This window comes from Lonsdalea quercina (genome assembly GCF_900107885.1).
GTDB lineage: Bacteria > Pseudomonadota > Gammaproteobacteria > Enterobacterales > Enterobacteriaceae > Lonsdalea > Lonsdalea quercina.
This window is the reverse complement of sequence record NZ_FNQS01000005.1, coordinates 1-14,106: the sequence shown is the minus strand read 5'-3', so window position 1 is coordinate 14,106 and position 14,106 is coordinate 1. Positions and strand designations below refer to the sequence as shown.

The window sequence follows — 14,106 nt, the reverse complement described above, 5'->3', positions numbered from 1 at the left end:
AGTGAGTCGGCGCATTGTGGATTCGCCGTCATCAATTGCGTGGAACCCGTGGAATGCAGGATCGTAACTTTAACGATATCGCTGAAAAATTTGCCCGGAATATCTACGGCACCACCAAAGGGAAATTGCGTCAGGCCGTGCTGTGGCAGGATCTGGAAAACTTGCTGGCCCGTCTTCCGCAACGGCCATTGTTCATTGTGGATGCCGGTGGTGGCGAAGGTCATATGGCCTGCCGTCTAGCCGCTTTAGGACACCAGGTATTGTTGTGCGACGTGTCCGATGAGATGATTCGGCGGGCGCAGGCTGCCGCCGAGGCGCAAGACCTCACGGATCGTCTGCGCGTCGTTCACTGCGCAGCACAGGATATCGCCTCATATATGGATCGGCCCGCCGATCTGGTATTGTTTCACGCGGTGTTGGAATGGGTGGCTGACCCCCAGCCGGTATTGAGCACGCTGACGGACTGTCTGGCGCCGGGCGGAGCGTTATCGTTGATGTTTTATAACCATCACGCCTTTTTGATGCGCAACATGGTACTGGGCAACTTCGGCTATGTCGAAGTCGGTATGCCGAAACGCAAACGGCGTTCGCTATCCCCCGACCATCCGCTGAATCCAGATGAGGTCTACGGTTGGCTCTCCGCATTGGATCTGACGATCAGCGGCAAAACCGGAATACGGGTATTTCACGATTATTTGCGGGACAAGCAAAAACAGATTGACGAGTTTGACACTCTGCTGGCGCTCGAGCAGCGCTATTGCCGGCAGGAACCTTTCGTCAGCCTGGGGCGTTACATCCACGTTATGGCGCATAAGCCCCTTTTAAAGGATGCATTATGAGTGATTTTTCCCAGACCGTACCCGAACTGGTCGCCTGGGCTAGAAAAAACGATTTTTCGATTTCGTTGCCGACGGAAAGGCTGGCGTTTTTGCTGGCGATTGCCACGCTCAACGGCGAACGTATGGACGGCGAGATGAGTGAAGGCGAGTTGGTGGACGCGTTCCGCCACGTTAGCCAGGGATTCGAACAAACTCACGAAACCGTTGCCCAACGCGCCAACAACGCGATTAACGACCTGGTGCGACAGCGTCTATTGAATCGGTTCACCAGCGAGCTGGCGGACGGCAATGCCATTTACCGACTGACGCCGCTCGGCATCGGCATTACAGACTACTACATTCGTCAGCGTGAGTTCTCCGCGCTGCGTCTCTCCATGCAGCTTTCCATCGTCGCCCAGGAACTGGGGCGCGCCGCGGAAGCGGCGGAAGAGGGCGGAGACGAATTTCATTGGCACCGCAATGTCTTCGCGCCGCTGAAATATTCGGTGGCGGAAATCTTCGACAGTATCGATCTGACCCAGCGCATCATGGACGAACAGCAGCAGGGGGTGAAAGAGAATATCGCCGGGCTGCTGACGCAGGACTGGCGTGCGGCCATCAGCAACTGCGAACAGTTGCTGACCGAAACCTCCGACACCTTGCGCGAACTGCAGGACACGTTGGAGGCCGCCGGCGATAAGCTGCAGGCCAATCTGTTGCGCATCCAGGACGCGACGCTCGGCAACGACACGTTGGGCTTTGTAGATAATCTGGTGTTCGATCTACAGGGCAAACTGGATCGCATTATCAGCTGGGGACAGCAGACCATCGACCTGTGGATCGGCTATGACCGCCACGTCCATAAATTCATTCGTACCGCCATCGATATGGATAAAAACCGCGTCTTTTCTCAACGGTTGCGCCAATCGGTGCAGTCCTATTTCGACCAGCCGTGGGCATTAACCTACGCCAACGCCGACCGACTGTTGGATATGCGTGACGAGGAGCTGGCGCTGCGTAGCGATGAAGTTACCGGGGAATTACCGCCGGAGCTGGAATATGAAGAGTTCAGCGAGATGCGTGAGCAGGTTGCCGCTTTGGTGGAGCAAGCGTTGGAAAAATACAAGCAGCAGCGTATTCCGCTGTCTCTGAGTGAGGTAATGCGCGACTATCTGGCGCAGTATCCTCGTTCCCGGCAATTTGACGTTGCCAGAATTGTGGTCGACCAGGCCGTGCGTCTGGGCGTAGCCGAAGCCGATTTTACCGGATTGCCCGCGCAATGGCAGGCAATCAATGATTACGGAGCCAAGGTACAGGCCCATGTCATCGACAAATATTGAACCTATTATCACGGCCAAACTGATGGCCGCGCTGTCCAACGCGCAGTTTCCGGCGTTGGACAGCCAACTGCGCGCTGGTCGCCATATTGGCGTCGAAGAGCTGGAAAACCACGCCCTGCTGATGGATTTTCAGGAGGAGCTGGAGTTCTTCTACAGCCGCTATAACGTAGAACTGATTCGCGCGCCGGAGGGCTTTTTCTACCTGCGTCCGCGTTCGACGACGCTGATCCCGCGCTCCGTCCTGTCAGAGCTGGATATGATGGTGGGAAAAATCCTCTGCTATCTCTATCTCAGCCCTGAACGTCTCGCGCATGAGGGTATCTTCAGCCAGCAGGATCTCTACGACGAGCTGATGAGCCTGGCGGATGAAAACAAGTTGCTGAAGCTGGTCAATCAGCGTTCCACCGGTTCGGATCTGGACCGCCAGAAACTGCAGGAAAAAGTGCGCACCTCGCTGAACCGTCTGCGTCGACTGGGCATGATTTACTTCATGGGCAGCGACAACAGCAAATTCCGCATTACCGAGGCGGTGTTCCGCTTCGGCGCCGATGTGCGCAGCGGCGACGACCCGCGTGAAGCGCAGCTGCGCATGATCCGCGATGGCGAAGCCATACCGGTGGAAAGCAGCCTGTCGCTCGAAGACAGCGACGACGGAGAGTCAAGCGGTGATAACCAGAGTGTTGAGGATGAACAGGAATGATTGAACGCGGTAAATTTCGCTCACTGACGCTGGTTAACTGGAACGGTTTCTTCGCCCGTACCTTCGACCTGGATGAACTGGTCACCACGCTGTCGGGCGGTAACGGCGCCGGGAAGTCCACCACGATGGCGGCCTTCGTCACCGCGCTGATCCCCGACCTGACCCTGCTGCACTTTCGTAACACCACCGAGGCCGGGGCGACCTCCGGTTCTCGCGATAAAGGTTTGCATGGCAAGCTGCGCGCCGGGGTCTGCTATTCCATTCTCGACGTGGTGAACTCCCGTCACCAGCGCGTGCTGGTGGGCGTGCGCCTGCAGCAGGTCGCCGGTCGCGATCGCAAGGTGGACATCAAACCCTTCACCATTCAGGGGCTGCCGATCTCCGTCGCCCCGACAGAAATCCTGACCCAGACCGTGGGCGAACGTCAGGCGCGCGTGCTGCCCTTGCCGGAGCTGAAAGAGCGTCTCGAAGAGATCGACGGTGTGCAGTTCAAGCAGTTCAACTCCATCACCGACTACCACTCGCTGATGTTCGACTTGGGGATCGTGCCGCGACGGCTGCGCTCTGCATCCGACCGCAGCAAATTCTATCGCCTGATCGAAGCGTCGCTGTACGGCGGTATTTCCAGCGCCATCACCCGCTCGCTGCGCGACTACCTGCTGCCGGAAAACAGCGGCGTGCGTAAGGCGTTTCAGGATATGGAAGCCGCGCTACGTGAAAACCGCATGACGCTTGAAGCGATCCGCGTCACCCAGTCTGACCGCGATTTGTTCAAGCACCTGATTTCCGAAGCCACCTCCTACGTGGCGGCGGACTACATGCGGCATGCCAATGAGCGACGTATTCATCTGGACGATGCGCTGACGCTGCGCCGTGACCTGTTCGGCAGCCGCAAGCAGCTGGCGACCGAGCAGTACCGCCATGTGGAAATGTCGCGCGAGCTTCAAGAGCACAGTGGCGCGGAAAGCGATCTCGAAACTGACTATCAGTCTGCCAGCGACCATTTGAGTCTGGTGCAGACGGCGATGCGCCAGCAGGAAAAAATTGAGCGCTACAGCGGCGATCTGGAAGAGCTGAGTGACAAGCTGGAAGAACAGAACGAAATCGTGGCGGAAGCGCACGATCAGCAGGAAGAAAATCAGGAGCGCGCCGACGCGGCGGAGCAGGAAGTCGACGAGCTGAAAAGCCAGCTGGCGGACTACCAGCAGGCGCTGGACGCGCAGCAAACGCGCGCCATTCAGTACCAACAGGCGCAGCAGGCGCTGGAGCGCGCCCGCGCGCTCTGTCAGCAGCCGGATCTCACGCCGGAAAACGCCGATTACTGGCTGGACACGTTCCACGCCCGCGAACAGGAAGCCACCGAACTGCTGCTGATGCTGGAACAGAAATTGAGCGTGGCGGATGCGGCGCACAGCCAATACGAACAGGCCTATCAGCTGGTGACCCGCGTCGCAGGCGCGGTCAGCCGCGGCGAGGCCTGGCAGGTGGCGAAAGATGTCTTGCGGGACAGCGCCTCCCAGCGTTATCAGGCGGAACGCGTGCAGCCGCTGCGTATGCGGTTGTCCGAACTGGAACAACGTCTGCGCGAGCAGCAGGATGCCGAACGTCTGCTGCAGGACTACGCCAAGCGCAACGGTCAGGAGTTCCAGCCGGAAGAGCTAGAGGGCGTGCAGCAGGCGTTAGACGCCCAGATTGAAGAACTGGCCGGACGGGTGGCGGAAGCCGGCGAACGTCGTATGGCGTTGCGTCAGGAGCTGGATCAAATCCAGCAGCGTATCCAGCAGTTGACGGCCCGCGCGCCGGTATGGCTGGCGGCGCAGGAAACGCTGTCCCAGCTCAGTGAACAGAGCGGGGAGAACTTTGAGGACAGTCGTCAGGTCACGGAATGCATGCAGCAGTTGCTGGAGCGCGAGCGCGAAACCACCGTGGAGCGCGACGAAGTGGCGGCCCGCAAGCGCGAAGTCGAGGCGCAGATCGAACGGCTTAGTCAGCCGGGCGGGTCGGAAGATCAGCGCTTGAACGCGCTGGCGGAGCGTTTTGGCGGGGTACTGTTGTCGGAGATCTACGACGATGTCACGCTGGACGACGCGCCGTACTTCTCCGCGCTCTACGGACCGTCTCGTCACGCGATTGTGGTGGCGGACCTGTCGCTGGTGCGCGAACAGCTCTCCGGCCTAGAAGATTGCCCGGAAGATCTCTACCTGATCGAGGGCGATCCGCAGTCGTTCGATGACAGCGTGTTCGAAGTGGAAGAGCTTGAGAAAGCGGTCGTTGTGAAGATCGCCGACCGTCAGTGGCGTTATTCGCGCTTCCCGTCCGTGCCGCTGTTTGGCCGCGCCGCGCGCGAACAGCGTCTGGAAAGCTTGCGCAGCGAACGCGACGCCCTCTCCGAGCAGTACGCCACGCTGTCGTTCGACGTCCAGAAAACGCAGCGCCTGCATCAGGCGTTCAGCCGCTTTATCGGCGCGCATCTGGCCGTGGCGTTCGATGACGACCCGGAAGAGGAGATCCGCCAGCTCAACAGCCGTCGCGGCGAGCTGGAGCGGGCCATCAGCAATTTCGATAATGAAAATCAGCAGCAGCGCCAACAGTATGAGCAGGCGAAAGAGAATACGGCGCTGCTGAACCGCCTGATCCCGCGTATCAGCCTGTTGTGTGACGACGCGTTGGCCGATCGCGTGGACGAAATCCGCGAGGAGCTTGACGAGGCGGAGGACGCCGCGCGTTTCATTCAGCAACACGGCGCGACGTTGGCGCAGCTGGAGCCGCTGGTCAGCGTCTTGCAGAACGACCCGCAGCAGCACGAACAGTTGCAGGCGGATTACGCGCAGGCGCAGAGCGCGCAGCGTCTGGCCAAACAGCAGGCTTTCGCGCTGACCGAAGTGGTACAGCGCCGCGCGCACTTCAGCTATACCGATTCCGCGAGCATGCTGAAGGCCGACGACGATCTCAACGACAAGCTGCGTCAGCGGCTGGAGCAGGCCGAAACCGAGCGGACTCGCGCCCGTGAACAGCTGCGCCAGCATCAGGCTCAGCTGACGCAGTACAGCCAGCTACAGGCGTCGCTGAAAAGCGCCTATGACGCCAAGCGCGACATGCTGAAAGAGTTGACGCAGGAACTCACGGAGATCGGCGTGCGTGCGGATGCCGAGTCTGAAGCCCGCGCCCGTCAGCGTCGCGATGAACTGCACGCCGCGTTAAGCAACAACCGCGCGCGTCGCAACCAATTGGAGAAACAGCTGACCTTCTGTGAAGCTGAAATGGACGCATTGCAGAAGAAACTGCGCAAGCTGGAGCGCGACTACCATGTGATGCGTGAACAGGTCGTCACCGCTAAGTCGGGCTGGTGCACCGTTATGCGTCTGGTGCGCGATAACGGCATGGAGCGCCGGCTGCATCGCCGCGAACTGGCCTACATGAGTGCGGACGAACTTCGTTCCATGTCGGATAAGGCGCTGGGCGCGCTGCGTCAGGCGGTGGCGGACAACGAACATCTGCGCGATGTGCTGCGCCTGTCCGAAGATCCCAAACGGCCAGAACGCAAAATCCAGTTCTACATCGCGGTCTATCAGCATCTGCGCGAGCGCATCCGTCAGGACATCATTCGTACCGATGACCCGGTGGAAGCCATCGAGCAGATGGAGATCGAGCTTAACCGTCTGACGGAAGAGCTGACGTCGCGCGAGAAAACGCTGGCGATCAGTTCCCGCAGCGTCGCCAACATCATCCGCAAAACCATTCAGCGCGAGCAGAACCGTATTCGCATGCTGAACCAGGGGCTACAGGCGGTGGCGTTCGGTCAGGTCAACAGCGTCCGCTTGAACGTGAACGTACGGGAAACGCATACCACGCTGCTAAATGTGCTGTCGGAACAGCAGGAGATGCATCAGGATCTGTTCAGCAGCAACCGCCTGACCTTCTCGGAAGCGCTGGCGAAACTCTATCAGCGCCTCAATCCGGAAATCGATATGGGTCAGCGCGCGCCGCAGACCATCGGTGAGGAACTACTGGACTACCGCAACTATCTGGAGATGGAAGTGGAAGTCAATCGCGGCACCGACGGCTGGCTGCGTGCGGAGAGCGGGGCGCTGTCGACCGGGGAAGCCATCGGTACCGGGATGTCCATTCTGGTCATGGTGGTGCAGAGCTGGGAAGAAGAGTCTAAGCGGCTGCGCGGAAAGGATATTTCGCCTTGTCGTCTGCTGTTCCTTGATGAAGCGGCGCGTCTGGATGCCAAGTCCATCGCCACGCTATTCGAGCTGTGTGAACGGCTGGAAATGCAGCTGATCATCGCCGCGCCGGAGAACATCAGTCCAGAGAAAGGCACCACCTACAAGCTGGTCCGTAAGGTCTACCAGAACCACGAACACGTGCATGTGGTGGGTTTGCGCGGCTTTGCCAGCGAAACCGAAGAGAGTGTGGCGACGCTGACGTCGTAGCGCCGCGCATACATAGAGGCGGTCTCCGCAGCGGCGGGGATCGCCTGTCATCTTCCTTTTCCTTTGATTCGTGTTGCTGCGGCTCTATTTCCATTTAGACCCAAACGTCTTCTGCGCCTTCGCGGCTCCCAACGTCCGTTATCCCTGGCGGCCGTCTTTACGGTTTTCCTGACCCCGGCTGATGCCAGATCATTATCTGTCCAAAAGGAGTAAGTGACAACGTCACCTGTTCTTGCTCCTTCCCGGTCACAGTGATAACGGCTTCAAAGCAAAATCAGGAAATCATGCCGCACGGCTTGTTATGCCGTACATTCCATCGGGCCTGTAAAATGGATGACGCTCGCGCCGGGGGATGAGCATTTTTTGTCAGTTTTATGCCACGATTCAAAGAAACCCTAAACGAAACACGCTAATGTCATTGCACAGAAAACTGGCGGCTTCCGGGTATGTACGCATTTAATTTGGTGTTACTGCTGTTGCAGCAAATGTGTGTGTTTTTAGTCATCGCCTGGTTGATGAGTAAAACTCGTCTGTTTATTCCCCTGATTCAAATCACGGTGCGGTTACCGCACAAGCTGCTGTGTTACGTCACCTTCTCCATGTTCTGCATTATGGGAACCTATCTGGGTCTGCATATCGACGATTCGATCGCCAACACGCGCGCTATTGGCGCCGTGATGGGCGGCTTGCTGGGCGGGCCGGTGGTCGGCGGACTGGTCGGCCTGACCGGTGGTCTGCATCGTTACGCCATGGGCGGGATGACGGCGTTCAGTTGTATGATTTCCACCATTACCGAAGGACTGCTGGGCGGATTGGTGCATAGCGTGTTGATCCGCCGCGGACGCAGCGACAGCCTGTTTAGCCCCTTCACGGCGGGGGCGATAACGCTGGTCGCCGAGCTGACGCAGATGGCGATCATCCTGCTGCTTGCCCGCCCGTTTCAGGAAGCGTTGCAGCTGGTTCAAAACATCGCTGCGCCTATGATGGTGACCAACACCGTCGGCGCGGCGATGTTTATGCGTATCCTGCTGGACAAGCGCGCGATGTTTGAAAAATACACCTCGGCATTCTCCGCCACGGCGTTGCGGGTGGCGGCCTCGACTGAGGGAATATTGCGGCAGGGCTTCAACGAAGAGAACAGCACCAGGGTGGCGCAGGTGCTGTTTCAGGAGCTGGATATCGGCGCGGTGGCGATTACCGACCGAGAGAAACTGCTGGCGTTTACCGGCATCGGCGACGACCACCATTTGCCGGGCAAGCCCATCTCGTCCGACTATACCTGGCGCGCGCTGGAAACCGGCGAGGTCGTGTACGCGGACGGCAACGAAACGCCGTACCGCTGCTCGCTCCATCCTCAGTGCAAACTAGGCTCAACGCTGGTGATTCCATTGCGCGGCGAGAACCAGTGCGTCATCGGGACGATTAAGCTCTATGAAGCCAAACATCGCCTGTTCAGCTCGATCAATCGGACGTTAGGCGAGGGGATCGCGCAGTTGCTGTCGGCGCAAATTCTTGCCGGCAAGTATGAAGACCAGAAGGTGCTGTTGGCCCAGTCAGAGATCAAACTGCTGCATGCGCAGGTGAATCCGCATTTTCTGTTTAACGCGCTCAATACCCTGATGGCCGTCATCCGCCACGACAGCGATAAAGCCGGTCAGCTGGTGCAGTTTCTGTCGACCTTCTTTCGCAAAAATCTCAAGCGCTCGACGGAGATCGTCACGCTGGCCGACGAGCTGGATCACGTTAACGCCTATTTGCAAATTGAAAAGGCGCGATTTCAGTCGCGGCTGAACGTCCAGTTGAAAGTCCCGGATGAGCTGTCGATGCAGAAGCTGCCCGCGTTTACGCTGCAACCCCTTGTGGAAAATGCCATCAAGCACGGGACTTCACAGCTGCTGGGCGTGGGCCAAATCACGATTCAGGCCAGCCAGGAAGGGGGATATCTGATTCTGGCGATAGAAGATAATGCCGGTCTTTATCAGCCCGGCCAGAGCAGTACCGGACTGGGCATGAGTCTGGTGGACAAGCGTCTGCGAGCGCGTTTTGGCGACAATTACGGCCTGTCCGTCGACTGCGAACCGGACGGGTTTACCCGCATCATCCTGCGGCTGCCTTGGGAGGAGCGTCTATGTTGAGAGTGTTGATCATTGACGATGAACCGCTGGCGAGGGAAAACCTGCGTGTGCTATTGCAAGATGAACGTGATATTGAGATTGTCGGCGAGTGCGCCAACGCGGTGGAAGCTATCGGCGCCGTTCATGCCCTGCGCCCCGACGTCATGTTCCTCGACATTCAAATGCCGCGCATCAGCGGTCTGGAGATGGTGGGGATGCTGGAAAATCAATACCGGCCATACACGGTGTTTCTGACCGCATTTGATGAATATGCGGTCAAGGCGTTCGAAGAACATGCGTTTGATTATCTGCTCAAACCCATTGAATCCCCGCGGTTGCAGAAAACCCTGACGCGTTTGCGGCAGGATCGACAGGAGCAAGATATTTCCGTGCTTTCCGACCCACAGCCGCCGCTAAAATTTATTCCCTGCAACGGCCGCGGCCGCATCTATCTGCTGCAAATGGAAGACGTGGCCTACGTCAGCAGCCGCATGAGCGGGGTCTATGTGGCCAGCCACGATGGTCGGGAGGGGTTCACCGACCTGACGCTGCGGACGCTGGAAAACCGCACGCCGCTGCTGCGCTGTCACCGTCAATATCTGGTCAATATGGCCCATCTGAGTGAAATCCGTCTGGAGGACAACGGGCAGGCGGAGCTGCTGCTGCGCGACGGTCAAACCGTGCCGGTCAGTCGCCGCTATCTGAAAAACCTGAAGGAAACGCTGGGGCTGTGAGCCGCGCAACATCGCCCGTGTGAAGCGGGTCATTGCGGTCGCAGGGCCTCGAAGGCCTGGCGGATATTCTGTTCCGGCAGTTGCACGCCGATAAAAATTAGCGTGCTGCGTCGCGTCTCCTCGGGCAGCCATTCGCGATCCCAATCGGCGTTGTACAGGCGTTGTACGCCCTGAAACAGCAGGCAGCGAGGCTGATCCTTAATCCACAGCATGCCTTTGTAGCGCAGCAGGTTATCGGTAAAACCGACCAGCAAGCCCTCCATGACCTTAGACACTGCGTCCAGCGCGACCGGGTAGTCTAGCGTCACGACGATGGAGGCGATGTCATCCGGTTTGCCAGGGGCAAAACGGTAAACCGGCTTGGCGGCGACCACACGCTCGTCGAGCAGAAAACCGCGGGTGTTGAACAGGTGCGACAGATCGATAACACCCTGCGTGACCGGGTAGATCGGCGCGCGGGCGTTGATTCGGCCAAGGCGCTCGGTCAGCGCCGTATGGTCGTCCGCCAGGTCGGTTTTGGTCAACAGCAGTCGGTCGGCATAGCCGACCTGCGATTGCGCCAGCGGAAAGCGATCCAGCTGTTCATCGGCGTGCACCGCGTCCACCAGCGTGATGACGCCGTCCAGCAAATAGCGCTCACACAGTATGTCATGCGAGAAAAAAGTTTGAAGGATCGGGCCTGGGTCGGCCATGCCGGTGCACTCGATCATCAGCCTGTCGAAAGCAATGTCGCCCTTGTCCCGACCATCGAGCAGATCGAGCAGCGCATCTTCCAGTTCGTTGGAGCGCGTACAACAGATGCAGCCGTTGGTCAGCGTTTTGATTTGCGTAGCGCGGTCGCCGATGAGCTGGTCATCAAAGGCGACATCGCCAAACTCGTTTTCAATCACGGCGATGCTTAAGCCGTGGGGAGCATTGAGGATATGGCGCAGCAGGGTGGTTTTACCCGCGCCGAGGAAACCGGTTAAGACTGTGACGGGAATGGGGGTCATCATGATTCTCCTCTGGGTCAGCAGCAGCGCATGCCGCCTTTGCCGTCGCCGCCGTAGCGCGCCTGTTGGCGCTCACGGAAAAAGGCTTCGTAGGTCATTATCGGGCTGTCAGGATGGTTGGTCTGCATATGCGTGACATAGGTTTCATAGTCAGGGATCCCAATCAGCATTCGGGCAGCCTGTCCGAGATACTTTGACGCCTTGCCGAGTTGATCAAACATCGTGTTTTCCTAAGGGTTCAGCCCCGCTAAAGCGGGGCTGTGCTGAGCATCATCAATGCCCGGATGAGGTTTTGACGCCGCCTTCAGGGACGGGAACGTACGGCGTTTCCTTGTCCGTCCGCTGATCCGTTTTTCTCGCATTCAGCCAGGTGCGAATACCGTAGAAGATAATACTGTAGACCACCACCAGGAAGAGAATACTCAGACCGGCATTGGTGTAGTTGTTGATCACGATGTGGTTCATATTCGCGACCTCCTGCGCGGTCAGTTCGCCGCCTGCCAGAATCCGTGCCTTATACTCCCGCGCCATGAACAGGAAACCTTCCATCTGCGGGTTGGTGCTGAACAGTTTCATACCCAGCGCCCAGGTGGTGCATATCAGCAGCCAGGTGGCGGGCACCAGCGGTACCCAAATGTATTGCGTGCGCTTCATTTTCACCAGGACGACGGCGGCGAGCACCAGCGCGACCGCAGCCAGCATCTGGTTGGAAATGCCGAACAGCGGCCACAGGCTTTTCACCCCGCCCAGCGGGTCGACCACGCCCTGATACAGCAGGTAGCCCCACAGACCGACGCAACCGGCCGTGCCGACGATGCCGGCCGGCAGCGAGTCGGTTTTCTTCAGGAAAGGGATGAAGTTGCCCAGCAGGTCTTGCAGCATGAAGCGGCCGGAGCGCGTGCCGGCATCCAACGCGGTCAGAATAAACAGCGCCTCAAACAGAATGCCGAAATGATACCAAAAGCCCATATCCGCGGCAGGAATGATCTGGTGGAACACCAGCGCGATCCCTACGGCCAGCGTCGGCGCGCCGCCTGCGCGGTTCAGTACGGAGGGTTCGCCGATGTCTTTGGCGGTCTGTAGAATTTGTTCAGGTGAAATCACGAAGCCCCAACTGCTGACGGTCGCCGCCGCCTGCGTGGTGACCTCTTTCAGCTGCGACAAGACCAGCGGCGCGTTTTCCGTCCCCAGTTGGTGCAGGTTCGGCATCACGATCCCCAGCCCCGAGGGCGGGGTATTCATTGCGAAGTAAAGACCCGGTTCAATGATGGAAGCGGCCACTAGCGCCATGATGGCGACGAAGGACTCCATCAGCATGGCGCCGTAGCCGATGAAACGCGCATCCGTTTCGCAGGCCAGCAGCTTCGGCGTGGTGCCGGAAGCGATCAGCGCATGGAAGCCGGAGACCGCGCCGCAGGCGATGGTGATAAACAGGAAGGGGAACAACGCGCCTTTCCACAGCGGGCCGGTGCCGTCGACGTATTGGGTGATGGCGGGCATTTTCAGATCAGGGTTCAGGATCACGATACCGACCGCCAGACCGATGATGACGCCAATTTTCAGGAACGTCGCCAGATAGTCGCGCGGGGCCAGAATCAACCATACCGGCAGGAGTGCGGAGACGAACGCGTAACCGATCAGCGTGAAGGTGATAGTGGTGTCTTTGAAGGTGAGCGCCGGACCCCAGAACGGGTCATGAGCAATGATGCCGCCGAACCAAATGGACGCGACCAGCAGCACAATGCCGATGACGGAAACCTCGCCCACCCGGCCCGGCCGAAGGAAGCGCATGTAGATGCCCATGAACAAGGCGATCGGCACCGTCGAGCACACGGTGAAGACGCCCCACGGACTTTCCGCCAGCGCTTTTACCACGATCAACGCCAGCACCGCCAGGATGATGATCATGATCAGGAAACAGCCGAACAGGGCGATGGTGCCCGGCACGCGGCCCATCTCTTCCTTAATCATCTCACCCAACGACGCGCCGTTGCGGCGAGAGGAGATAAACAGCACCATGAAATCTTGCACGGCACCGGCCAGCACGACGCCGGCCAGCAACCAAAGCGTGCCGGGAAGGTAGCCCATCTGCGCCGCCAGAACCGGTCCTACTAACGGTCCTGCGCCCGCGATAGCCGCGAAGTGATGTCCAAACAGCACGTAGCGATTGGTGGGCACGTAGTTGAGACCGTCATTGTTGATGACGGCGGGCGTCGCGCGCGACGGGTCCAATTTCATGACTTTCTGGGCGATGTACAGGCTGTAATAGCGATACGCCACCAGATAGACGGAGACGGACGCGACGACAATCCATAGCGCGCTGACGTTTTCTCCCCGGCGCAGCGCGACGACAGCGAGGCAAAAGGCGCCGATGATGCCGATAACCACCCAGGGAATATGTTTGAGGAACGCATTATTGTTTTTCATACAAAACCTGCTTGTCTGACGAACCAGTAAAGCAGAAAAACGGGCCGCTTTACTAAGGCTGTATGGGTTTTAGGAGTTTGAAATAAAACCAGTGTTGATACTGGCGGCCATCGTGGCGAATTTTGCGGTCGGTCGGTGGGATAATTGCGTGAGCGGCGGGATAGCCCCCGTAAGCGGTCACGGGCGCGCGCCAGTGGTATTCACTAGGCTATCACCCGGTGAATTGTGTGACGGTAATCTCATTTAACACAGTAAAACAGGGGGGCCAGGAGGTGGGATGCGGCCCATATCCCGCGACAAAATATCAAAAGTGTTACCGATATCAATTTATCGTCCTTCAGGACCAGTCGAAGACATTCGTCAATTCGGTCAGTGCTTCGCGTACCCGCTGTATCGGCCGGTCGCGCAGCGCCGGTTGGCGGCAACCCCCTGCGGCCATGCAAAACGGCGCTGCCGTTTTGTCGAACCCTGACGAGGGTTCTCACCCTCCCTCAAGGGGATTTCTGCATACAAAAAAGCCCGAACGTGAGTTCAGGCTTTCT

Annotated in this window: 9 protein-coding genes; 6 read left to right on the top strand and 3 right to left on the bottom strand. The window is 58.6% G+C overall.

Annotated features, from left to right (window positions below):
• The first annotated feature begins 53 nt into the window (after positions 1-53).
• The 6 genes from cmoM (at position 54) to btsR (ending at position 10,145) form a co-directional block, all read left to right on the top strand.
• Positions 54-839, top strand: a complete 786-nt coding sequence (gene cmoM, locus BLU64_RS08290) for a tRNA uridine 5-oxyacetic acid(34) methyltransferase CmoM (RefSeq protein WP_074728379.1) — start codon at positions 54-56, stop codon at positions 837-839.
• Entirely contained in the window at positions 836-2,158 is a 1,323-nt protein-coding gene (gene mukF / locus BLU64_RS08285; RefSeq protein ID WP_026743496.1) for a chromosome partition protein MukF, read from the top strand. Before cmoM ends, mukF begins: the two co-directional genes overlap by 4 nt.
• Positions 2,139-2,858: a chromosome partition protein MukE gene (mukE, locus tag BLU64_RS08280; RefSeq protein ID WP_026743497.1), complete on the top strand. Its 720-nt coding sequence runs from the start codon at positions 2,139-2,141 to the stop codon at positions 2,856-2,858. Before mukF ends, mukE begins: the two co-directional genes overlap by 20 nt.
• Positions 2,855-7,297, top strand: a complete 4,443-nt coding sequence (mukB, locus tag BLU64_RS08275; protein ID WP_074728377.1) for a chromosome partition protein MukB — start codon at positions 2,855-2,857, stop codon at positions 7,295-7,297. Before mukE ends, mukB begins: the two co-directional genes overlap by 4 nt.
• A 446-nt stretch (positions 7,298-7,743) precedes the next feature.
• Positions 7,744-9,432 carry a sensor histidine kinase gene (locus BLU64_RS08270; protein ID WP_026743499.1) on the top strand — a complete coding sequence of 563 codons (1,689 nt, stop codon included), beginning with the start codon at positions 7,744-7,746 and terminating at the stop codon, positions 9,430-9,432.
• Positions 9,426-10,145, top strand: coding sequence for a two-component system response regulator BtsR (gene btsR, locus BLU64_RS08265; protein WP_074728375.1), 720 nt, complete (start codon positions 9,426-9,428; stop codon positions 10,143-10,145). Before BLU64_RS08270 ends, btsR begins: the two co-directional genes overlap by 7 nt.
• A gap of 29 nt (positions 10,146-10,174) precedes the next feature.
• Here btsR and yjiA read toward each other — a convergent pair whose 3' ends face one another.
• Genes yjiA through BLU64_RS08250 form a run of 3 tightly spaced genes read right to left on the bottom strand, consistent with a single transcriptional unit; the run spans position 10,175 to position 13,564 of the window.
• Positions 10,175-11,137, bottom strand: a complete 963-nt coding sequence (yjiA, locus tag BLU64_RS08260) for a GTPase (protein ID WP_026743501.1) — start codon at positions 11,135-11,137, stop codon at positions 10,175-10,177.
• A gap of 17 nt (positions 11,138-11,154) precedes the next feature.
• Entirely contained in the window at positions 11,155-11,358 is a 204-nt protein-coding gene (locus BLU64_RS08255; protein WP_026743502.1) for a YbdD/YjiX family protein, read from the bottom strand.
• Positions 11,359-11,410: 52 nt separating this feature from the next.
• Positions 11,411-13,564 (bottom strand): carbon starvation CstA family protein, encoded by a 2,154-nt coding sequence (locus BLU64_RS08250; protein ID WP_036153281.1) that lies wholly within the window; start codon positions 13,562-13,564, stop codon positions 11,411-11,413.
• Between the last annotated feature and the right edge of the window lie 542 nt (positions 13,565-14,106).

Coding starts and splice junctions, on each gene's coding strand:
- btsR (WP_074728375.1), top strand. CDS start 9,426: ATGTTGAGAGTGTTGATCATTGACGATGAACCGCTGGCGAGGGAAAAC.
- yjiA (WP_026743501.1), bottom strand. CDS start 11,137: ATGACCCCCATTCCCGTCACAGTCTTAACCGGTTTCCTCGGCGCGGGT.
- BLU64_RS08250 (WP_036153281.1), bottom strand. CDS start 13,564: ATGAAAAACAATAATGCGTTCCTCAAACATATTCCCTGGGTGGTTATC.
- BLU64_RS08255 (WP_026743502.1), bottom strand. CDS start 11,358: ATGTTTGATCAACTCGGCAAGGCGTCAAAGTATCTCGGACAGGCTGCC.
- mukB (WP_074728377.1), top strand. CDS start 2,855: ATGATTGAACGCGGTAAATTTCGCTCACTGACGCTGGTTAACTGGAAC.
- BLU64_RS08270 (WP_026743499.1), top strand. CDS start 7,744: ATGTACGCATTTAATTTGGTGTTACTGCTGTTGCAGCAAATGTGTGTG.
- mukF (WP_026743496.1), top strand. CDS start 836: ATGAGTGATTTTTCCCAGACCGTACCCGAACTGGTCGCCTGGGCTAGA.
- cmoM (WP_074728379.1), top strand. CDS start 54: ATGCAGGATCGTAACTTTAACGATATCGCTGAAAAATTTGCCCGGAAT.
- mukE (WP_026743497.1), top strand. CDS start 2,139: ATGTCATCGACAAATATTGAACCTATTATCACGGCCAAACTGATGGCC.